The following is a 21,405-nucleotide window of genomic DNA, read 5'->3' on the forward strand; positions in this document are numbered from 1 at the left end:
GCTCGGCGACCCCGGACGCGGGATGCCTCCGGCCCGTGCGTCGGAGGCATCCCGCGTCGGGGCGACACGGAGTGGGACCTGTTCCTCGCCGCCGTCGACGGTGAGGATCAGGGCAGGCGTTCGATCAGCCAGGAGCACAGTTCCTCGGTGATCAGCGTGTGTTCCTCGTTGCGCGAGGCGACTCGGAACTCGTCGAGCTCACTCTCGCCCGGGTCGAGCGTGTCGACGGGCGTGTACAGCGCCTCCTCGGTGTCGACGTCGCGGATGGCCACGGCGCTGACGGCCGGCACGAAGCAGTGCGACCGGATGTGCGCCTGCGCGCGCATGCCCAGGTAGGTGGGCAGGGCGTTGAGGGTGTCGGCGAGGATGCCGAAGCCGTCGAGGGTGCCGCCGGGGGCGGAGCCGACGGTGGGCAGGCCGGACGTGTGAACCTGCCTCGTGTGGGTGGTCACCACCCGCAGCGCCGCGACGAGCTGGTCGTCGCCGGCGGGCTGCACGTTGAGCCTCGTACCGACGATCGCCAGCCCGAGGCCCTGCACGGCGAGCGCGCCGGCCGCGTTGCCGTTGCCGACGCCGGTGCCCACCCCGTTGGCCACGCCGATCCGGCGGGGCCGGCGGGGCCAGCCGCCCACCTCGTCCAGGGCGAGCAGGAAGTCCCGCCGGTCCTGGCTGATTGCCGGCTGGTCGTTCCACTCCGCGATGTGCCAGGCGAGCAGCTCGCGGGCGGCCGGGCTGTTCATTTGGTCGGAGAACCGGCTGTCGAGGTCCCGGATGTAGTGCGCGAACGCCTGTAGGGCGACCGGGACCGAGGCGCCCCGGTGCGGGCTGTCGTACGACCAGTACAGCGCCGTCCCGTGGTCGATGCCCTCGGACTCCAGCTTGGCCAGGGCGTACCGGGTGACCAGGCCGCCCATGCTGAACCCGCCGACCGCCAGCGGGGCGTCGCCGCGACGTTGCGCCACCGCCCGCAGCACCGCCGCCGTGGCGGCTTCGGCGTTGTCCAGGATCGACGCGCTGCGTTCCTGGAAGCCCAGCAGGACGACGTCCCGGCCGCTGTCGCGCAACGCGCTGATCAGGGCGTAGTCGCCGGACTCCAGGTACGCCCAGGAGAACTCCAGGGTGCTGGGGCCGGAGTTGAAGCCGTCGGCCAGGATCACCGGGCGGGTCAGCACGTCGTTGCCGGTGGCGAAGTACACCCAGGCGGTGCCGCCGGGCAGGTCCCAGACCTCGTTCGGCGCGAGCGGATCGACCTTCACCTCCCTGGGGCCGGCGGCGAGGATGACGGGCCGGTTGGCTCGCAGGGCCACGGAGACCTGCGGCCCGATGTGTGCGTCACTCATGGTGCGACACCTCCACGATCGATGTTTCTCTGCGTACGCGTGGTTTCGGACGTGGTGCGTGGAGCCCGGACGCGCGGGTGCCCGGAGCGGGACTGCCGGTGCGCGTCCGCGCCATGCCTTGGGGCGTCACCGCCCACGGCGCGGGCGGCTATCCGGCGCGACTGGCGGTGGCCGTCGCGCGTCACCGGACCGGTTGGGGCCGGGACCAGGTCACACGATCGCGCCACCGGGGTGGCCGGCGCCGGACCGTGGACGGTGTCGAACGTCTACCGACGCCGCAGGTGGTGCGCGGCGCGGGGCGCGGGCGGGTGGCGGCGTCGGAACCCACCGATCGCGCCGATGACGTCTGCGGTGTCCTCCATGCCCACCCTCCCCTCGCCTCACACAGAGCATCACAGCGAACACCCTCCGTCAATATGGAGACGGATGGATGACCGTAAGTTACATAAAGCATTCATAATTCACGATGTTTTCGGCCCGCTCCGTCGGGACCGGCAGGCGCCGCTGGATCCCGCCGATCCGGGACATCCACCCCGGGGCGGCGGGTCCGTCGAAGGACGATGAGGACGCCGGGCGTTCGCCGACGACCGCCGGCACGGCGGACGATGCCGCTCGATCGCCGGCACCGGCGACGATGCCACTGTGGACGGCGGAGCGTCCACTCCGCGGTGACGACGCTCGCGTTGAGCTGGACCCCGTTCGCGCCGGTGGCCTGGGTGGGGCAGCGGCTCCTGGTGGCCGCCGCACGGTCTGGTCTTCCTCGCCCCGCTGGTCTTCCCGGGCGGCCGGCTTCCGCGCCGGCGCTGGTCCCCGGTCGGGTACCTCATCGGTGCGGCGAAGGCGATGTCCGGGCAGACCCGGGTGCTGATCGTGAACGATCATCCGGTGGTCCGACGTGGACTGCGGATGATGCGGGTGGCTGAGAGCTGGGCCGATGGCGACGGTGCGCAACCAGCTCTCGGCCGGGCCCGCCAAGCTCGGCGTCGGCGACCGGGGCCCGGCGTCGCGGGGCCGGCGACGCGGAGCCGGCGACGCGGGGCCAGCGACGTGGGGCCGGCGACGCGGGGCCGGCGACGCGGGGCGGGCGTCGTGGCCTCAGCCGGCCGCGTCGGGGTGCCCCGCCATGCCCGAGCCACCGCCGCTGCCGCCCGAGGATCCGCCGGCGACGCCCGACCCGTCGTCCTCGGTGACCAGGTCCGGTCGGACGTCGGTGTCGTCCGGGGCCGGCACGTCGGTGTCGGCCCCGACCTGCACGAGCCGGGCCTGCCCGGCCTCGTCCTCGGCGTGCTCCGGGTCGACCGGCAGCTCGCCGTCACGCGCCTGGTATCCCACCTGTCGCCTCCCCCGTCGGTGCCAGTTCGACGGCGGCGGGTGGCTACCCGCTGCGGCGACCGGGAAACCCCGGCGCGGGCACGGACGCGGTCCGGACGGGCGGGGCCGAACCCGGGCGGCGGGGGAACGACCTGGCGAGAGGCGCACCCGGCCTCCCCCTCGCGGGACCTTCCAAAATGACGCCCGGCCACACCTCGGACGTATCGCACAAGATTCACTATATGAATGTCGACGCATTGTTCGACGTCGAACGTTGACACCCCGAAGCCCCTGTGGCAGGTTGACGAATGGCACGGGGGCGCCCACCCTCTGGAACTCTATTCCGGCGTTTCGCCGTTCACCGTTTCGGGGGGCGCGGCACTCCTGGCCTCGTCCTACCCGTAACACGGATTATTGCCGGATCGCCATCAGCTTCACCGACGATCCGAGCGCCGAGCGGAAGGGGGCCAAAATGCGTTACCTCCACTGACACGTCGCGTCGCCGCGGCCATCCGGCGCGTCCGGACGGCCGCGGCGCCACGTGCCCGCGAAACAGCCCACCACACCGGAAGGGACATCTCCCGTGGCGGACAGGTCGCTGCTGCGGCGCGTGACCCATGATTCACTGGCGCCAGTTCCTCGATTCCTGGCCCGACACAGGGTGCGCGGAGTGCCGACAGGCGCTCGGCGACCCCACTAAGGTCGACCCGAATTCCGCCGGGTCGGGGTCGGAATACCGAAAACCCGGGTGAGCGCACAATCGCTTGATCCTCCGGACACGGCACCATTCGGCACCTGCTCGTTCGGCATTGCCTGAGCTTCCGCTGACCACCGGGCGACCGCAGTTCGCGGCGAGTGCCGCGCTGCTCGGCGCCCACCCCGGCAGCGTCCCCGGGGCCGGGGGCGGTACTTGGTTCCACGCGCGAGAAGGGTCCGACATTGGAAGTACCGCCCGACCCCTCCCACACCGAGCGTCTCGTCGCGCTGCTGCGGGGACACGCCGTCACGCAACTCGTCGCGGCGGCGGCTCGCTTCCGGATACCCGACGTGCTGGCCGAGGACGCCCTCCCGGTCGCCGACATCGGCGCGCGGACCGGAATACCGGTGCCCGCGCTGGACCGGTACCTGCCGGCCCTGGCGGGACTCGACATCGTCCAGCGCGAGCCCGACGGTACGTACCGCGTCGCGCCGCTCGGACGGCTACTGCGATGCGAGCCTGGTTCACTTTACGGCCAGGCACTCATGGCCGGCGACGAGTACTACGGCGCCTGGCAGGAGCTGGACCACGCCCTGCTCACCGGTGAGTCGGCGTTCCACGCCCGACACGGATGCGGGCTGTGGGAGATGACGGCTCGGAAGCCGGATCTCGCGGTGGCCTTCGCCCGCACCATGCGGTGGAACTCCAACCGGGTCCTGTCCGACGTCCTCGCACTCCACGACTTCACCGACGCGCGACTCGTGGTGGACCTGGGGGCGGGCGACGCCACCCTGCTGTGCGGCGTCCTGGCCCGGTATCCAGGGGTTCGCGGGCTCGCCGTCGAACAGGGCTCGATGGCCGCACGGGCCGCGGCGACCGTGGAGGAAGCCGGCCTCAACCAGCGGTGCGGTGTGCAGACCGGCGACATCCGGCGGACGGTGCCGAGCGGTGGTGACGTCTACATCCTCAAGTCGGTCATCCACAACTGGCCGGACGAAGCCGCCACGGACATCCTGCGCAACGTCCGGGACGCCATGCCGGCCGGCAGCCGACTGCTCCTGGTCGAGAACGCCCACGACGGTACGGACCCGGAAGCGGCGCTGCGGGATCTGGCGATGATGGTGCTCTTCGGCAGCCGTGACCGCACGCCCGCCGAGTACTGCGCCCTGCTCACCCGGGCCGGCTTCGCCGCTTCCACGCCACGGCGGAGCAGTTCCGGCATGTGCCTGATTCCCGCCACCGCCGACAAGCCCTGACGACGTCAGGCATGGGTCGACTGTCGCTGGGCTGCGGGTCACGGGCCAGGTCCGCTCCACCGGGCCGGGGGGACATCCGCGATTCCTGGGATCGGCAGCGGGGCCGACAGTTGTCTGTGACCCTGACCGGGTGGGCACAGCAGCCGGGTGGGAGGCCGTCGAGTTGCGCGTGCACGGGGTCTCCGGCGCGGCGGCGGAGACGCTCCTCGACCACCCGATCGTGGTGCGCGTCGCCGGGGACCGGCACGCCGGCTTCTACCGGCCCCGCCCCGGCACCGGCGCGGCCGGGGGCGTCACCACGGGGGTCGTTGCCGAGGCGTACCGGTGGGGCACCCTGACGGCCGGCGCCGCGGTGCGCAGCGCCCTGTTGCTGCTGCTCCTGCCGTTCATGCTGGTCAACCTCGCGATCTGGCTGCGTCCGACGCCGACCGACCGGTTCGGCCTGCTCGGCGTGCTGTGCCGGCTGCTCGCCGGCACCCTCACCGCCGCCTTCATGCTCTCGATGGTCGGGATCACGCTGAACCTCGTCGGCTGGCAGTGCGTGCCGTACGACCAGTGCCGGGCCGGCCGCCCCTACCTGTCCTGGCTCACGGCGCTGCCGATGGGGCCCCGGCTGGCGCTGCTCGCGCTCGTCCCGCTGCTCGCGCTGCGGCTGATCTCGGCGATCGGCGCCCGGTCGGCGCGGGCGTTGGAGGGTTTCACCCCGTCGGCGCCACGGCCGGAGTCCGCCGGGACGGCGGGGGACCTCGGCGCCCCCGAGTTCTGGAACGACGAACGGACCACGGACTGGCTGCGTCAGATCCACGTCGGGATCGGCGCCGGCATCCTCGACGCCATCCTGCTCGTCGCCCTCCAGGGAGGCCGGCACGGGCCGGTGGGCCTGTTGCTGTTCGGCGCCGCGGTCGGACTGGTGGGGTTCTGCGCGGCGCTGCTCTGCCTGCCGACGCCGACCAGCGGCGTGCAGGCCCGCCGGGTCCGGGGCCTGCTGCGGGCGACCACCGTCGGGGTGACCGTCCTGAGCCTCGGCTACGCGGCACTCGCGCGCCAGGTCCAGCCCATCGCCGGACAACTGCCCGGCTACGAGGGCAGCGCCACCGGCCTGGTCGCGGCGCAGGGCATCCTGCTCGTCACCCTGGCCGTCGTCACGGTGGCGCGCCAACGGGCGGCCCCGCCCGGGGCCCGCCCGTTCCTGCGCGGGCTGGGCACACCCCTCGTGGCGGCGGTGGCGGTGAGCGTCGGCGCGGCCTTCACCGCCACGCTGGTGTTCCGGGTCGCCGACCAGCTCGACCGCGGGACCATCCCTGACCCGATCCGGCCCAGCCCGCCGGGCGTCGGCCCCCTGGACCCGCCGGTCGCCTACTGGTGGGCCGCGCTCGCCGGGCTCGCCGCGCTGCTGGTCGTCGCCGCGGCCGCCGCCGCCACCCTGGTGCTGAGCCGCCGCCGGCGACACGACCTGGCCGAACGCGTCATCGAGCAGGACTACCCGCAGGCGCCGTCGCACGCCGCGCCCCGGCTCCGCACGGTCCGGCAGGCCATCGCCCGGTCCCACGCCACCGAGGAGCTGGGCCCGATGCTGGTCGCTTTCTTCGTGATCTCCTCGCTCGGCCTGGCCACCATCGTCCTCGACCTGTTCGGGATCGGCCCCACCCAGCTCGCGGCCCGGGTCGGCGGGCAACGCGGCGGCGCGGCAGTGCTCGCCGCCTATGTCACCGACGCCGGGATCTGGATCGTCAGCCTGCTGGTGATCGGCCTGGTGATCGTCGGCTATCGCGCGTACCGGTCGGTCGAGACCCGACGCGTCGTGGCGGTCCTGTGGGACCTGGGCACGTTCTGGCCGCGCGCCGTCCACCCGTTCGCCCCGCCCTGCTACGCCGCCCGGGCGGTGCCCGAGCTGGCCAAGCGGGTGTCCGCGCTCGCCACGCGGGGCCCGGTGGTCCTCTCCGGGCACAGTCACGGCTCGGTCCTGGCCGTGGCCACCATCCTGCAACTGCCCCCGACCGTGCTGCACCGGGTCGCGCTGCTCACCCACGGCTCCCCGCTGCACCGCATCTACGCCCGCCTCTACCCGGCCTACTTCGGCGGGCCGACGCTGTGTGCGCTGGGCGACCGGCTCGACTGGCGGTGGCGCAACCTCTGGCGGGCCACCGACCCGATCGGCGGGCCGATCTTCCAGCACCACCGGGGCGCACCGCCACCGTGTGACCCGCCAGCGGGCGAGGCGGTCGACGTCCGGCTCCGCGACCCGCGCGCCGTGACCATCGACCCGGCGGACACCGTGCCGCCGCCCGTCGAGCGGCACTGGCCGTACCACACGCAGGCGGAGTACCAGGCGGCCGTCCGGGAGCTGATCGACCGGGCCGGCTGAGGCGGACAACCGCCGCCCCGGGTCCGGACGGGTGCGGCGAGGCGCGGCGTCGGGACGCCGGCGGGCGGGGCCGACCACCATCCATTGACAAACGTTGTTAACAATCAGAAGCTGAGAGAGCGCTCTCTTGACCCGTCCCGGCAAGCGAGGAGTTCCCGTGGGTTTCCGAAGAAAGCTGCTCTCCGTCGTCTCCGCCCTGGTCACCGCCGTCCCGGTGGCCGTGGTCGCGTCCCCCGCCCAGGCCGTCGGCCCCGCGCTGCTGCCCGTCACCGTCACCAACACCACCGGCCGCAGCGACGCTGTCCATCTGTACGTGATCGGCATCCAGCTCTCCAGCAACCGCCTCGGCTACGTCACCCGGGCCGGCACGTTCGTCCCCTGGTCCGGCGGGCAGAACCCGCCCTCGCCAGCACCGGACGCGTCGATCCCGGGGCCCGGCAACGGCGGCAGCACGACGATCCAGTTCCCGCGCGGCTTCTCCGGCCGCGTCTACTTCTCCCTCGGGGAGAAGCTCAGGTTCTTCCTGACCCCGAACGGGTTGGTGCAGCCCGCGCCGTGGGCGGCCGGCGACGCCAACCGCGACATCCTGTTCGACTGGAGCGAGTTCACCTACAACGACGCGGGGCTGTGGCTGAACAGCTCACAGGTCGACATGTTCGCGGTGCCGCACGCGGTCACCGTGACCGGCGCCAGCGGCGTCACCAAGCGGACCGGCGACGTCGTCAACAACGGTCGCAACGCCATCATCGACGGCATCCGGTCCCAGCCCGGCTGGGCGAACACGGTCTACACCCGATCCGACGGGACCGTGCTGCGCGTGCTCGCCCCCGGCAAGGCCGCCGGCGCGGGCCTGCTCAGCACCACCTACCTGGACTCCTACATCGCCTCGGCGTGGAACGCGTACACGACCAGAACGCTGACCGTGGTGCCGTTCGGCGACCGGCCGGACACCCGGTACTTCGGGCGGACGTCGGGCAACGTCATGACCTTCACCAACAGCGCCGGCCAGGTGGTCGCCTCCTTCAACCGGCCCTCGTCGGCGAGCGTCTGGGGCTGCGACGGTGATCTGCCCGCCCCCAACGACCAGGTGGTCGGCCCGATCTCCCGGACGCTCTGCGCGGCCCTCAACCGGGGCACGCTCGGCACCGTCGACACGCAGCCGAGCACGAACGCCGCCGAGTTCTACCGCAACAACCCGACCAACCAGTACGCCCGCGTCATCCACGCCAACATGAGCGACGGCAAGGCGTACGCCTTCGCCTTCGACGACGTCGGCGCCTTCGAGTCGCTGGTCCACGACGGCGACCCCCGCGCGGCCGGCCTGGTGCTCAGCCCGTTCGGCACGGGCGGCGGCGGGCCGGGCAACCCCGGTGGCGCCGTCCCGGTGCTGAGCAACTGGAACAACAAGTGCATCGACGTGCCCAGCTCCAACTTCGTCGACCGGGCCCCGCTACAGATGTGGACCTGCAACGGCACCAACGCCCAGAAGTGGACGTTCACCGGCAACGCCGTGCAGAGCCAGAACAACAAGTGCATGGACGTCGACGGCGGGGCGACCGGCAACGGCGCGGTGGTCCAGCTCTACACCTGCAACGGCAGCGGCGCCCAGCAGTTCACCCTGAACGCGGCCGGCGACCTGGTCAACCTCCAGGCCAACAGGTGCGTGGACATCAAGGACTGGAACGCCGGCGACGGCGCGCGGCTCCAGCTCTGGGACTGCGCCGGCAGCGCGAACCAGAAGTGGCGCACGGGCTGACCGACCGGAGACCGAGCCTGGGGGCGGGGCCGCGTGCGGCGCGGACCCGCCCCTCGCCCGGCCCGGCTCAGGTCCGCACGGCGGTGATGCCGGGTCGGGCCCACGACACGTCGGCCCGACGGCTCGCCGCTCCCGCGCCGGGCGCTGAAGGGGTGTCCGGCGGCCCACATCGTCGACGAGACGATTGACCGGTCGTAGCCGCAGCCGCTACGGTCAGGTTCACTATCTGCGGCGTCGCGAGGAAAGCCGGTGTGAGTCCGGCGCGGTCGCGCCACTGTGAGCGGTCCCATCGTCGATGGGCCCGCGAGCCAGGACGCTCGGACGTCCGCAGCCTTGCGATGGGGACGCGTCATCCCCGGAGAGGTTCCTGATCTCATGTCGAGCTCCACTCCCGCCCAGCCGTTGGTGCGTCCCGCTGCTTCCCCACGCATGCTGTGGGCGGCTCTGGCCGTCGTCGGCGCCCTCCTGCTCCTGGCCTACCTGGTCGCCTTCGACCAGGGCGCCGTCTCGCGCAGCGGCATGTACCTGCACGAGTTGATGCACGACGGCCGGCACCTGCTCGGTGTCCCATGTCACTGAACACCACCTCCGCCCCACCGACGTTCGTCACCGTCCTGCTCCGTGGCCTGCTCGCCGGCCTGGTCGCCGGCCTGCTCGCGGGGACGTTCGCCTACGTCGTCGGCGAACCGCGCATCGAGGCGGCCATCGCGATCGAGGAGGCGGCGACGCACGCCGCCCCCGCGGTCGGCCACGACCACCACCAGGACGAACTGGTCAGCCGGGAGGGCCAGCGCGGCGGCCTGTTCCTGGCCACCGGCCTGTTCGGGGCCGCGATGGGTGGCCTGCTGGCAACCGCGTACGCCCTGCTGCGTCGGCGCCTGCGCACCGCGGACGACGGCCGGTCCGGGCTACTGCTCGCCGGCGGCGCGCTGCTGGGCGCGGTGATCGTGCCGTTCCTGAAGTATCCGCCGAATCCTCCGGCCGTCGGCGATCCCGACACCATCAACCAGCGCACCGGCACCTACCTGCTGATGGTGGTCCTCGGCCTGGTGGCGGTCTGGGCCGGCTCGCTCGGCCATCGGTCGATCCGCCGGGGCGCGCCGCCGTGGCTTCGCGCCGGCGCGGCCGGCGGCGGGTTCCTGCTGGTCGCCGTCGTCTCCCACCTCGTGCTGCCGTCGTTCGAGGAGGTCCCCGACGACTTCCCCGCGACCCTGCTGTGGAACTTCCGGCTGGCGTCCCTCGGCACCCAGGTGGTGCTCTGGGCCGCGACCGGCCTGCTGTTCACCGCCCTGATGAGCCGGGGTCGGCGACCGGCGCTCGACCGCGACGCCGGGCGCCTGCCCGCTCCCGGGAGGTCGGCGTTCGACGCCGGTACTCCGGCCCGCCCGTGACCGCGACCAGCCTGCGGCTGGTCGCCCACGCCCACACCGCCGCCCTGAGACGGGCGGCGTTCGGGGCGGGTGACGACAACGTGGACGAGGGCGGCCTGACGGCCGCCCTCGCCCTCGCCCCCGCCGGGCCGGACCGGCGTGGACCGCTGGGACGGATCGACGCCTGCCTGACCAGCCCCGCTCCGGCGGCGGTGCAGACCGCGCACGCCATCGGCCTGCGCCCCACCGCCGAGGCCGCGCTCGCCGACTGCGACTACGGCCGCTGGGCCGGCCGGTCGGTGCGGGAGGTCGGTGACCGGCAGCCCGACGCGCTGCGGGAATGGCTGGCCGCGCCCGAGGCCGCCCCGCACGGCGGGGAATCCCTCGCCGCGCTGCGCGACCGCGTCGGAGGCTGGCTCGACAGCCAACTCGGCCGAGGCACCCGGATCGCCGCGGTGACCCACCCGATGGTCATTCGCGTGGCGATCACGCACGCGCTGGGGCTGCCGGTGGCGGCGGCGTGGCGACTGGACGTCGCACCGTTGGCGGTGATCCGGCTCAGCGGGCACGGGTCACGGTGGCAACTCCAGTTCCCCACGCCCCGGCAGCCCGGGGCGACCGGGGTGGCGGCGCTCCGGTGACCGGGTCCGGGCCGGGCCCGATCCGGGGCGGCTGCACCGTCACGGTCTGCCGGGACTGCTGCTGCGGCAGCACCACCAAACACCCGGAGGTCGACCACGACGCCCAGTTCCGGGCGTTGGAGCGGGCACTGTCGCCGCCGCACCAGGTGCGCGCCAGCCGCTGCCTCGACCGCTGTACGCAGTCCAATGTGATCGTGGTACATCCGACGCCGCAGGCCCGCCGCGGCGGCGCCCGACCCGTCTGGTTCGGACTCGTGGTCGACGACCAGGTCACCACCGACATCGCCGACTGGGTCCAGGCGGGAGGGCCGGGGCACGCGCCCCTGTCCGACCTGCTGGCCCTGTCGGTGATCACCGCCCCGACACCGTGACCGGGCGGACGGTCCTCCGGACTGCCCGTCGGGTGACGGCCCCGGCCGGGATCAGGTCCCCGGGTCGGCTCCGGGCCGGGGACCCCGGGCGGTCCGGGCGGCGCCGCCGAACAGCACCCGGCGCACGATCGCCGGACGCAGCAGCCGATGTGGCGGGTCGACAAGGTTGAGCACCCGCAGGAAGGCGGTGCCGAGCACCGCGTCGGTGCGGGCGGCGGCGTGGAGCCGGTGCACGTACGCGTTGACGAGCCGCACCCGCACCGTCCGGCGCCCCTGCACCTCGGGAAAACGCAGATCCGTGCCGACCGCGATGGACCACGGGCCGTCGATCAGCTTGCCGGCCCCGCGGAAGAACCGCCGCCACAACCGGTCCCGGTCGCCGGCCAGCAGGGTCCGCAGCAGCAGGCCCTCGGTGGCCGCGACCGTCATCCCCTGACCGTAGACGGGGTTGAAGCTGCACAGCGCGTCGCCGAACACCAGGTAGCCGAGCGGAAAGCGGCGCAGCCGCTCGTAGCGTCGCCGGACGCTCGCCGGGTACCGCATCCGTGCCGGTGCGCCGACGGGGGTGGCCTCGCGCACCAACCGGCTGATCAGCGGCAGGCCCAGCGACTCGGCGAACCGCGCGTAGCCCTCGTCGTCCAGCGGCGGCTGCTCGCCGAGCACCCCGCTGAGGGCCACCGCGAAGCGGTCATCCTCCTGGGCGGCGACGATGCCGGTGCGTGGGCGCCCAGGGACGGCGTTGGTCAGCGCGCCGAAAAGGCCGTCGAGGTGGCGGGGGTCGCGCTCGTAGTTGCGGGTGACATAGGTGACGTCGACCGCGACCCGCTGTTCGGCCGGGGCCGGATAGCCGAGCGCGGTCAGCCACGCCGGGGTACGCGACGCCCGGCCGCAGGCGTCGACCACCAGATCGGATTCGAGCCGGTAGGGCGCCCCGTCGCGCGGCGTCACCAGGACACCGGTGATCCGGCGACGATCGTCGGTGCTCAGCAGGTCGGTCGCCTCCGCCGGCGGGCAGAGCCGGACGTTCGCCAGCTTCTCCACCCGGGCGCGCACCGTGCGCTCCAGCAGGGGGCGGCTGACCCCCACGCCGATGAGTGAGGACGGGGAACGGCGCATGGGGTAGCCGTCGTTGCACCAGTGCACCTGTCCGTTGAGGTCGACCAGGGGTGCGCCGGCCCGGTGGAGTTCGTCGCTGAGGCCGTCGAACAGCTCGTCGAGCGCCTGCCGCCCACGGGCCAGCAGGACGTGCAGCTGACGCGACTGGGGCACCCCGCGCCGGGGCTGCGCCGCATCGGGCAGGACGTCACGGTCGACGACCGTGACGGTGTCGTACACGTCGCTGAGCACCCGGGCGGCGATCAGCCCGGCCATGCTGGCGCCCAGCACCACGGCGTTGCCTGCGCGGACCATGGTCGAGACGGTAGGCGACCGCGGCGTGCCGGTCCTCTTCGAGATTGCGCACGTTGGGAAAGGCGTCGGGCGGTCCCGTCACCAGCGCGGCCGGGGTGACCCGGGTCTCCAGCCCGGGGCGGGGCGGGTCAGTCGCCAGCTTCGAGGAGAAGGCGGCGCAGGAGCTGTTCGTCCTGTTCGTCGAGAGCACTGACGAAGCGCCGCAGTACCGAGGCATGGTCGGCTTCGGCCCTCAGCAGCCGGCCCATCCGGCCGGCGACGAGGGCGGGCGCGTCGGTGACGGCGGCGTAGCGGTAGGCGCGTCCATCTCGTTGGCGGGTCACCGCGTCCTTGTCGAACAGGCGGGTGAGGGTGGTCACAACAGTGCTGTACGACAGCGGCGGGGACCAGTCCAGCCTCTCGCGCACCTCGGCGGGGGTGAGTGCGCGGCCCGCGCCGACGAGCGCGGTGATGATCTCGGCTTCCAACTCGCCGGGGCGGCGGCGGTTGCCGTGCCGGTCGCTGTCGGGTTGATCGTTGGCCGCCACCGGCAAAGCCTACCGACCGCCCCGGACGCTCGCGACACCAGCAGGTCAGCTCGATGGTGGCAGACTGGCCAGGTCCTTGGATCGGAGGAGGGACATGTTCGATCACTTCGTCTGGTCTGTGGTGGTGACCCCGCTGTTGGTGCTCGCGGCGGCCCGGCTGCTGAGCGAGCGGCTCCGGCCGGGCCCGGCCGCCGTGGTCCTGGCCTGGTCGATGGCGGTCGCCGCCGGTGCCGGCCTGGTGAACGTGGCCGCCTTCGCGGTCAAGGCGGCGGCCGAGACACCCGCCGTGGCCCGTCGCCTCGACTTCTCGGACCAGGTCGTGCGGCAGGACACCGCGCATGTGCCGTGGGTGTCCTGGCTGTCCCTGCTGATGCTGGCCGTCGCGGGTGTCGCCCTCGTACGGCTGGCCCGCCGGCACCGACGGACGCAGGCGGCCCTGCGCCGGTACGCCGAGCTACCGGCGCTGGCGGGCGGGCAGTTGGTGGTCCTTGACGACGCCCGGGTCGACGCGTTCGCGGTGCCGGGTCCCCCGGATCGGATCGTGGTGACGACCGGCATGCGGGCCGTGCTCGACGACGCGCACTTCGCCGCCCTGCTGGCGCACGAGCGGGCACACCTGGCCGGGCGGCATCACCGGTTGATCCGGCTGACGCAGTTCGCCGCGGCGGCGCACCCGGTGTTCTGGTGGGAGATGCGGCGGATCGAATACCTCGTCGAGCGGGACGCCGACGAGCGGGCCGCCGTCGATGTCGGTAGCCGTCGGGTCGTCGCCCGGGCGATCGGCGCGGCGGCGCTGGCCGCCTCGGGGCGTCCGGGCCGGGCCGACGTCCTGCGCCTCACTCCGGCCGAGTCGGACGTCGCCCGGGCCGGGGCGGTGCCCCGTCGGGTGGCATCGCTGCTGCGGGACCGGTCCGGCAGCAGGTCCCGCCTGATGGCGGCCGTCCCCGCCCTGCTCGCCGCGGGTTCCGTGGTGTGGACCGGGGAGTGCGTCTACGACCTGCACGAACTCATGCGGAGTGCGCGTATCCGGATCGGGTGAGCGGGCACCGCTGGCGTGGGGAGCACCCCGGGCGGTAGCTAAGTGAGGTTAGGCTCTGCTAACTTCTACAGCCAGTAGAAGAGCCAGGGCCCGGCTCTGCCCAGCTACCCAAGGAGCACCGCCGTGCGCGCCCCCGTCCGAACTCCCCTCCTCTCGCTGGCCTGCGCCGGTCTTCTCCTGCTCGGGGCCACCGCCTGCGGCGGCGAGTCGGCGCCGACCGACGACGCCGCCCCGGCTTCCGACAAGAAGATCACCCTTTACAGCGGTCGCAGCGAGTCGCTGGTCAAGCCCCTGCTGGAGAAGTTCACCCAGCAGTCCGGCATCACCGTCGAGGTCCGTTACGCCGGAACCGCGGCGATGGCCACCCAACTGCTTGAGGAGGGCGAGAAGTCACCGGCCGACGCGTTCCTCGCCCAGGACGCCGGCGCGCTCGGCGCCGTGGCCAAGAAGGGCCTGTTCGCACCGCTTCCCGCAGACGTCGTCGCCAAGGTGCCGCAGACCTACCGCGCCAGCAGCGGGCAGTGGGTGGGCGTGACCGCACGATCCCGGGTCCTGGTCTACAACCCGGACCTCGTGCCGGCCGCCCAGCTACCGGCATCGGTCTTCGACCTGACCGGCCCGGCCTGGAAGGGCAAGGTCGGCGTCGCACCGACCAACGCCTCCTTCCAGGCGTTCGTCACCGCTGTCACCGTGCAGCACGGCGAGGCCAGGGCCAAGGAGTTCCTCGCCGGGCTGAAGGCCAACGCCCCGCAGGTACGCGAGGGCAACGCCCCGATCGTAGAGGAGGTCGACGCCGGCAAGCTGGCGGTCGGGCTGGTCAACCACTACTACCTCGGTGAGATCGCCCACGAGCGCGGCACCACCCCGGAGAAGATGAAGGCCAAGCTGCACTTCTTCCCCAACGGCGACACCGGCGCACTGGTCAACGTCGCCGGGATCGGAGTGCTCAAGAAGGCGGCCCAGGATCCCGACGTGCGGACCTTCGTCGACTACCTGCTCGGCCCCGAGGCGCAGACGTACTTCGCCGAGAAGACCTACGAGTACCCGGTCGTCGGCGGGGTTCCCGCTCCGGCGTACGCCCCGGCGCTGGACACGTTGAAGGTCCCCGCGGTCGACCTGAACGAGCTCGACCGGCTTGAGGCGACCATCAACCTGATCAAGGAATCGGGGCTCGTCCCCTGAACGCTCCGTTGACCGTCGGGAGGCGAACCCGTGCCGGCGGGTCCGCCTCCCGACGGGCGTTCCGCCGCCGGCCACCGCGCCCGGTCCTGCTCGCCCTGTCGCTCGTCGCCGTCGCGGTGACCCTGATCCCCCTGGCCTACCTGGTGGTGCGCACCGGGGAGGCGGGTTGGACGCGGATCACCGAAGAGCTGCTCACCCGCCGGGTCTCCCGACTGGCGCTGCACACCCTGGGTCTGGCCACAGTGGTCACCGTCGGCTGCCTGCTGCTCGGAGTCGGCGCGGCGTTCCTGGTGGTCCGCACCAACCTGCCGATGCGGCGGCTCTTCGCGGTGCTCGCCGCGCTGCCCCTCGCGGTGCCGACCTACATCGCCGCGTTCACCTGGGTGTCGACCGTCGACGGGTTCGAGGGGTTCTGGCCGGCCGCGCTGGTACTGACACTCTGCTCGTACCCCTATGTCTTCCTGCCGGTCGCCGCCGCGCTCGCCGGCAGCGACCCGGCGCAGGAGGAGGTGTCCCGGTCACTGGGCCGGGGCGGCTGGGCGACCTTTACCGCGGTGACCCTGCGCCAGATCCGGCCCGCGCTGACCGGGGGCGGCCTCCTGGTGGCCCTGTACGTCCTCGCCGACTTCGGTGCGGTCTCCATCCTGCGCGCCGACACCTTCACCCGGGCCATCTTCATCGCCTTCGACCTCGGCTTCGACCGCACCGGCGCCCTGGTGCTGTCGCTGGTGCTGGTCGGGCTCACCGTGCTGATCCTCGCCGGGGAGACGGCGACCCGCCGACCGGGGAGACGGTACGCGTCCCTGCGCGGCGCCCGCCGGTCGCCGACGCGGATCGACCTGGGCCGGTGGGGCTGGCCCGCCGTCGGCGGCCTGACCGCGGTCGCGCTGCTCGCCCTCGGTGTCCCGGCGGCCAGCCTCGCCCGCCGGCTCGCGGAAGGCGTCTCCCGCCCCGGCGACTGGACCGAGGTGGCCACCGCGGCCGGCAACTCGCTGTCGCTCTCGCTCGCCGGCGCCGCGCTCACCATGCTGCTCGCCCTGCCGCTGGGCCTGCTCACCGCCCGGGCCCCCGGGATGATCTCCACCGTCCTGGAACGACTCAGCTACCTCAGCCACGCCCTGCCGGGGCTGGTGATCGGCCTGTCCCTGGTCTTCTTCGGGATCAACGTCGTGTACCCGCTCTACCAGAGCACCGCGTTGTTGGCGCTCGGCTACGCCGCGCTGTTCCTCCCGCTCGCCACCGCCGCCGTGACCGGCGCGGCTGCGCAGGCACCGCCGGTCCTGGAGGACGTCGCCCGGTCGCTCGGTCGCGGACCGGTGACCGTGCTGCGCACGGTCACCCTGCCACTCACCCTGCCGGGCATCGCGGCCGGTGTCGCCCTGGTCTTCCTCGCCTGCATGAAGGAGCTGCCGGCGACACTGCTGCTGCGACCCACCGGCACCGACACCCTCGCCACCGAGCTGTGGACGAACACCTCGGTGGCCGCCTATGCCGCCGCCGCGCCGTACGCGGCATTGCTGGTCGGGCTCTCCTCGGTGCCCACCTGGCTGCTGACCGCCCGCACCGGAGTCCTGATCAAGGAGAACCAGTCGTGAGCTACCTGGAACTGCGGGCAGTGGCCAAGCGCTACGGCCCGGTGGACGCACTCACCCGGGTCGACCTGACGGTAGCGCCGGGCACCCTCACCGCCGTCCTCGGTCCGTCCGGCTGCGGCAAGACCACCCTCCTGCGCTGCGTCGCCGGCTTCGAGCACATCGACGCCGGCAGCATCACCGTCGACGGCCGCACCGTGGCCGGCGACAGCACCCACCTCGCGCCCCACCGACGCAAGGTGGCGATCGTGCCGCAGGAGAGCGCCCTCTTCCCGCACCTGTCGGTCCGGGACAACGTGGCGTACGGGCTGGACCGCGCGACCCGCCGCACCAGCCGGGTCCACGAGGTGCTGACCCTGGTCGGACTCGCCGACCACGGCGATCGAATGCCGCACCAACTCTCCGGTGGACAGCAGCAGCGGATCGCCGTCGCCCGCGCCCTGGCACCCCGGCCGGCACTGATCCTGCTCGACGAGCCGTTCAGCTCGCTGGACGCGGCGCTCCGCGCCGACCTGCGCGACGACATCCGGGCCGCGCTACGCGCCGACGGGGCCACCGCCGTTCTCGTCACCCACGACCAGGGCGAGGCCCTCTCCGTCGCCGATCAGGTGGCCGTCATGCGCGCGGGCGCCATCGTCCAGGCCGCAACCCCCGCCGACATCTACCACCATCCCACCGACCCGTGGACCGCGGCCTTCATCGGGGACGCGATCCTGCTGACCGGCCAGGTCCACGACGGGACCCTGCACACCCCACTGGGTGCGGTGCCGATCGCCCCACCACGCCCCGGCTGGTCGGCACCCACCACCACCGAGGTCGACGTCATGCTGCGCCCGGAGCAGATCCGGGTCGGCCGGGCAGACGAGGGCGTACCGGCCACCGTCGAGACGATCGCCTTCCATGGCCACGACGCCCTGATCACGCTGCGCCTCACCGACGCCGGGACGATCACCGCCCGCGTCTTCGGCACCACCGGCCTGCCGGCCGCCGGCGCCCTGGTCGGACTACGGGTCGAGGGCACCGCGCTGACCTGGGCGACCAGGATGCCGGTCCCCGTACCGACCCCGCCCGAGCACGACCGACGCCGACCAGTCGGGCCGCGACGGGACCGGGCGGAACCCGGGGTAGGGCACTGACCCGGCCGCCGTCGCCGGCCGCGACGGTCAGGGCGAAGTGGACAGACCTGCGACCAGCCCGAAGCCACCGCAGCAGAGCACCCCGAGCACGACCAGTGTGACGAGCAGGATGCTGTAGTTCGACCACATACCGAACTTCGTCACGTCGGTGCCGTGCCCGTCGTAGACGCGGTTGCGCCAGCCGCCGAACCGGAACGCCAGGGGATGCAGGACCCCGGGGTGGGCGACGAGCGTGGTGGTCATGACGGGGATGCCCATGAAGTCGGTGTAGCGGACGTCATGCGGACCCGCCGGGACGGCCACGTGCCAGGTGCCCTCGCCGGGGATCGCCACCACCTGCCTGTCGACCTTGAACCGGCTGGTGGACGGGGCGGGCACGAGGTACGGCCCGCGGTTGACCGAGACGACGAGCACGGCGTGGCCCGGGGGCGGCGAGATCGGGTGCGGGTAGGCGATCAGCGGCGTGACGGCGCCGGGCATCGGCGGGTACGACGGATGAGGAGGATACGACACCGCCACATCCTGACACGGCCCCGCACCCCGGCCGGTGGCGCCTGCGGTCGGGGCCGACCGGCACGGCCCTTGCGGAGCCGTGCCGGTCGGCCCCGGCGTCAGCGCGGCAGCTCGCGCCAGGCAGGATGGTTGCCACGCCAGGCGCCGGCGAGAATGGTCGCCGACGCCCGACTGGGGCATTCCTGTACCCGGGAACGCCCGGACTCGCCGCCGATCTGTGCTTGGACGTCCCAACGCCGACCGTCGGTGCGGATGTACACGTCTCGACGCCCGCGCCGGGTCGTGTCTCCGTTCCACCAGTGCTCCTCGACCATCACCCGCCGACCGTATAGCAATTGCCCGGCAAGGGGCACGGGCACCCTGGCCGCAACGGCGCCGGAGGGCGCCCTGCGGAGGGCGATGAGGCGCGTGAGCTGGCGCTGGGGCGGACGCCCGCTGCCGCCCCAGCCGCCGGATCGACGCCGACGTCCTGTCCCACGCCGACGCCCTCAGGGTGATCAGCCGCAACGGCGCCGGCCGCGACGGCATCGACGGCACGGCTGCCGACGCCGCCGGCATCCAGGTGCTCACCGCCCGGGGCGCCAACGCCCAGGGCGTCGCCGAACTCGCCCTCGCGCTCACCCTCATGGGCCTGCGCGGCCTGCCCGAGGCCAGCGCCGCCCTGCGCACCGGCCGCTGGGCGCGCAGCACCGGGCGGGAGGCCGCCGGGCGTACCCTCGGCGTGGTGGGTTTCGGCGCGATCGGGCGCCGGCTCGCCCACCTGGCGCGCGGCCTCGGCATGCGGGTCGTGGCGCACGACCCGTTCGTCACCGACGGCGGCGACGTGCCGCTGCTGCCGCTGGAGGACCTGCTGCGCACCAGTGAGGTCGTGTCGCTGCACGTCCCGCCGTCACCGGGCGGGCCGCTGCTCGGGGCCGCCGAACTCGCCCTGGTCCGCGACGACGTCGTCCTGCTCAACACGGCCCGGTCGAGCCTGGTCGACGAGGCGGCCCTGCTGGCGCAGTTGGAGTCCGGCCGGATCGCGCTGTACTCGGTCGACGCCTTCGACCGCGAGCCGCCGGAGCCGTCGGCCCTGCTCGCCCATCCCCGCGTGGTGCCGACGCCGCACCTGGGCGCCGCGACGGCCGAGAGCGTCCGCCGGGCGTCGGACGCGGCGGTGGACAACCTGCTCGACGCCCTCGGGGGCGGGGCGGGGGCCACTGAGCCACCCGGACGCTCGTCACCCGGCGGCGTCGGGCGGTCCTGGTGACCGTCGATTCTACTTCTCGGCGATGACGCCGGGCGGGGCACCGGGCCCGGGGGTGCCCCGGTGCCCCGCCCGTCGGGCTACCGGGGGGCGCTGCCGAACGCGCTGGACAGGTACGCCCGGGAGTCCGCGATCGCGCCCTCGATGATGCGGGCCGCCTCCCGGGCCTCCTCGGGCCCGTGCCCGGCCTGCACCTGGAGCCGGAACCGGGACGACCCGGTCGGCGTGACCGGGAACTCCACCATGAACGCGAGAACCCCCCGGTCGAAGAGCAGCCGGTTCGCGGTGCGGGCGAGCTTCTCGTTGCCGATCAGCAGCGGGACGATCGGCGACGGCTCTCCCATGCAGGTCAGGCCCCGGCCGGTCAGCTCGTCGCGCAGCGCGTGGATCGCGGTGAACAGCCGGGCGCGCAGCTCGTCGCCCTCCGGGGAGCGGATGATCCGCGCGGCCTCCCGCACCACGGCGGTCTGCACCGGGGAGAGCGCGTTGGAGAAGAAGTGCGAGCCGCCGAACATCTTGATGTACTGCTTGAGGGCCGGCGAGTTCGACGCCACGAAGCCGCCGTTGGAGCAGAACGTCTTCGAGAACGCGCCCATGACGATGTCGACCTCGCCGAGCAGGTTCTGCATCCCCAGCACACCCGTACCGCCCGGCCCCATCGAGCCGAGGTCGTGCGCGACGTCGACCAGCAGGGTGGCGTCGTACTCCCGGCAGACCCGCTGGAGGGTCACCAGGTCCGGCCAGTCCGCGTCCACCGAGAAGAGGCCGTCGGTGACCACCAGGATGCCGTTGCGGGTGTCGTGCGACCGGATGTCGACCAGGTGCTGGCGGACCGCCTCGACGTTGAGGTGCTCGTAGCGCACCACGTTGCGGGTCGCCGCCCGGGCGCCCTGCTGGAGACAGGAGTGCGCCAGCCGGTCGATCAGCACGTGGTCGGACTGGCGGACCAGGCCGACCACCGCGCCGAAGCCCGCCGCCCACCCGGTCGGGAAGAGCGTCACGTGCTCGAGCCGCACCAGGTCGCCGAGGGCCGCCTCCAGGTCGTCGGAGATCCGGGTGTTGCCGAGCACCATCGGCGAGCCCGCGCTGTGCGGGCCGTAGTCGCGCATCGCGCGGGCCGCTGCCTCCCGGATCGTCGGGTGGGTGTTGAACGACAGGTAGTCCTGCGAGTTGAAGTTGATGCCCCGGGTCCGCCGGCCCAGGTCGTTGGTGATCTGGGCGACGCTGTCCGGGGCCGCCTCCAGCACCCGGGAGTACTGCCAGGTCTCCGTACGGCGGCGGGCCTGCACCCAGCCGTAGAAGTCCTCGGTGCGGGCGAGCAGGTTCCGGCCGGCGGGGCGGTAGAAGTCGTAGGCGTTCTTGTCCAGCGCGTACTCCTCGTCCGGGTCGACGGGGTTGCGCAGGTGGGCCGGCTCCCACATCTCCGTCAGGTCCGCGACGACCTGGGCGAGTTCGCCGTCGCTCCCGGACCGGTCGAGGGTCGCGAAGTCGTCCCACGGGATGTGGGCGGCCCAGTTGCGGGTCATCTCGGAGACCTCGGCCGCGGTACGCGTCATGGTCTCGACGTCCCCGCGCTGGGCGGCGTGCAGGATCACCTCGATCAGCTCGCCGTCGTCACGCTGGTGCAGGTCGGTGGTGGTCACGGTGTCGGCT

At 73.2% G+C, this 21,405-nt stretch carries 17 protein-coding genes, 1 pseudogene and 1 riboswitch; of the genes and pseudogenes, 12 read left to right on the plus strand and 6 right to left on the minus strand.

All coding sequences use genetic code 11. The features are described 5' to 3' along the window. Positions 1-107 precede the first annotated feature (107 nt). Positions 108-1,340 (minus strand): triacylglycerol lipase, encoded by a 1,233-nt coding sequence (locus C5N14_RS21345; RefSeq protein ID WP_117669894.1) that lies wholly within the window; start codon positions 1,338-1,340, stop codon positions 108-110. 1,095 nt (positions 1,341-2,435) lie between these two features. Further along, positions 2,436-2,672, minus strand: coding sequence for a preprotein translocase YidC (locus tag C5N14_RS21355; RefSeq protein WP_117669896.1), 237 nt, complete (start codon positions 2,670-2,672; stop codon positions 2,436-2,438). A gap of 918 nt (positions 2,673-3,590) precedes the next feature. Here C5N14_RS21355 and C5N14_RS21360 point away from each other — a divergent pair. The 7 genes from C5N14_RS21360 to C5N14_RS21390 all read left to right on the plus strand — a co-directional run bounded on the left by C5N14_RS21360 (position 3,591) and on the right by C5N14_RS21390 (position 11,107). Continuing rightward, complete coding sequence (locus tag C5N14_RS21360; protein WP_128763627.1) at positions 3,591-4,604, plus strand: methyltransferase; 1,014 nt, start codon at positions 3,591-3,593, stop codon at positions 4,602-4,604. Positions 4,605-4,734: 130 nt separating this feature from the next. Continuing rightward, entirely contained in the window at positions 4,735-6,969 is a 2,235-nt protein-coding gene (locus C5N14_RS21365; RefSeq protein ID WP_117669900.1) for a hypothetical protein, read from the plus strand. Between the two features lie 157 nt (positions 6,970-7,126). Beyond that, positions 7,127-8,725, plus strand: a complete 1,599-nt coding sequence (locus C5N14_RS21370; RefSeq protein ID WP_117669902.1) for a beta-1,3-glucanase family protein — start codon at positions 7,127-7,129, stop codon at positions 8,723-8,725. A 245-nt stretch (positions 8,726-8,970) separates the two neighbouring features. Then, positions 8,971-9,039, plus strand: a riboswitch (cobalamin riboswitch). Between the two features lie 61 nt (positions 9,040-9,100). Further along, positions 9,101-9,304 (plus strand): CbtB-domain containing protein, encoded by a 204-nt coding sequence (locus tag C5N14_RS21375; RefSeq protein ID WP_207892813.1) that lies wholly within the window; start codon positions 9,101-9,103, stop codon positions 9,302-9,304. Next, positions 9,295-10,116 carry a CbtA family protein gene (locus C5N14_RS21380; protein WP_117669906.1) on the plus strand — a complete coding sequence of 274 codons (822 nt, stop codon included), beginning with the start codon at positions 9,295-9,297 and terminating at the stop codon, positions 10,114-10,116. The genes C5N14_RS21375 and C5N14_RS21380 overlap by 10 nt, the downstream gene beginning before the upstream one ends. Next, positions 10,113-10,736, plus strand: coding sequence for a histidine phosphatase family protein (locus tag C5N14_RS21385; protein ID WP_117669908.1), 624 nt, complete (start codon positions 10,113-10,115; stop codon positions 10,734-10,736). The genes C5N14_RS21380 and C5N14_RS21385 overlap by 4 nt, the downstream gene beginning before the upstream one ends. After that, entirely contained in the window at positions 10,733-11,107 is a 375-nt protein-coding gene (locus C5N14_RS21390; RefSeq protein ID WP_165878179.1) for a hypothetical protein, read from the plus strand. Before C5N14_RS21385 ends, C5N14_RS21390 begins: the two co-directional genes overlap by 4 nt. A gap of 51 nt (positions 11,108-11,158) precedes the next feature. On the opposite strand, the gene C5N14_RS21395 is transcribed toward C5N14_RS21390, so the two are convergent. Both C5N14_RS21395 and C5N14_RS21400 read right to left on the minus strand, forming a co-directional pair. Next, positions 11,159-12,517 (minus strand): NAD(P)/FAD-dependent oxidoreductase, encoded by a 1,359-nt coding sequence (locus C5N14_RS21395; protein WP_117669910.1) that lies wholly within the window; start codon positions 12,515-12,517, stop codon positions 11,159-11,161. A gap of 128 nt (positions 12,518-12,645) precedes the next feature. After that, positions 12,646-13,044 carry a BlaI/MecI/CopY family transcriptional regulator gene (locus C5N14_RS21400; protein WP_117669912.1) on the minus strand — a complete coding sequence of 133 codons (399 nt, stop codon included), beginning with the start codon at positions 13,042-13,044 and terminating at the stop codon, positions 12,646-12,648. Positions 13,045-13,138: 94 nt separating this feature from the next. Here C5N14_RS21400 and C5N14_RS21405 point away from each other — a divergent pair, with 94 nt between their 5' ends. The 4 genes from C5N14_RS21405 to C5N14_RS21420 all read left to right on the plus strand — a co-directional run bounded on the left by C5N14_RS21405 (position 13,139) and on the right by C5N14_RS21420 (position 17,993). Continuing rightward, positions 13,139-14,083 (plus strand): M56 family metallopeptidase, encoded by a 945-nt coding sequence (locus C5N14_RS21405; protein ID WP_117669914.1) that lies wholly within the window; start codon positions 13,139-13,141, stop codon positions 14,081-14,083. A gap of 123 nt (positions 14,084-14,206) precedes the next feature. Beyond that, entirely contained in the window at positions 14,207-15,265 is a 1,059-nt protein-coding gene (locus tag C5N14_RS21410; protein ID WP_117669916.1) for an iron ABC transporter substrate-binding protein, read from the plus strand. A 116-nt stretch (positions 15,266-15,381) separates the two neighbouring features. Then, positions 15,382-16,860 carry an ABC transporter permease gene (locus C5N14_RS21415; protein WP_371685882.1) on the plus strand — a complete coding sequence of 493 codons (1,479 nt, stop codon included), beginning with the start codon at positions 15,382-15,384 and terminating at the stop codon, positions 16,858-16,860. Next, positions 16,857-17,993, plus strand: coding sequence for an ABC transporter ATP-binding protein (locus tag C5N14_RS21420; protein WP_117669918.1), 1,137 nt, complete (start codon positions 16,857-16,859; stop codon positions 17,991-17,993). Before C5N14_RS21415 ends, C5N14_RS21420 begins: the two co-directional genes overlap by 4 nt. 27 nt (positions 17,994-18,020) lie before the next feature. Here C5N14_RS21420 and C5N14_RS21425 read toward each other — a convergent pair whose 3' ends face one another. Next, positions 18,021-18,506, minus strand: a complete 486-nt coding sequence (locus C5N14_RS21425; RefSeq protein WP_117670023.1) for a hypothetical protein — start codon at positions 18,504-18,506, stop codon at positions 18,021-18,023. A gap of 433 nt (positions 18,507-18,939) precedes the next feature. Between C5N14_RS21425 and C5N14_RS21435 the strand changes: the two are divergent. After that, positions 18,940-19,755 (plus strand): annotated as a pseudogene (locus tag C5N14_RS21435) (NAD(P)-dependent oxidoreductase); the annotation flags it as partial. A 77-nt stretch (positions 19,756-19,832) separates the two neighbouring features. Here C5N14_RS21435 and C5N14_RS21440 read toward each other — a convergent pair. Continuing rightward, the gene (locus tag C5N14_RS21440; RefSeq protein WP_117670025.1) at positions 19,833-21,395 is read right to left on the minus strand and encodes an aminotransferase class I/II-fold pyridoxal phosphate-dependent enzyme; all 1,563 of its coding nucleotides are present in this window, start codon (positions 21,393-21,395) and stop codon (positions 19,833-19,835) included. Positions 21,396-21,405 lie beyond the last annotated feature (10 nt).

This window comes from Micromonospora sp. MW-13, from assembly GCF_003434305.1.
In the GTDB taxonomy this organism is placed as follows: Bacteria; Actinomycetota; Actinomycetes; order Mycobacteriales; family Micromonosporaceae; genus Micromonospora.

Bases quoted from the DNA above. Each gene is read 5' to 3' on its own strand.
- C5N14_RS21345 (WP_117669894.1), bottom strand. From the start codon at position 1,340: ATGAGTGACGCACACATCGGGCCGCAGGTCTCCGTGGCCCTGCGAGCC.
- C5N14_RS21375 (WP_207892813.1), top strand. From the start codon at position 9,101: ATGTCGAGCTCCACTCCCGCCCAGCCGTTGGTGCGTCCCGCTGCTTCC.
- C5N14_RS21380 (WP_117669906.1), top strand. From the start codon at position 9,295: ATGTCACTGAACACCACCTCCGCCCCACCGACGTTCGTCACCGTCCTG.
- C5N14_RS21395 (WP_117669910.1), bottom strand. From the start codon at position 12,517: ATGGTCCGCGCAGGCAACGCCGTGGTGCTGGGCGCCAGCATGGCCGGG.
- C5N14_RS21405 (WP_117669914.1), top strand. From the start codon at position 13,139: ATGTTCGATCACTTCGTCTGGTCTGTGGTGGTGACCCCGCTGTTGGTG.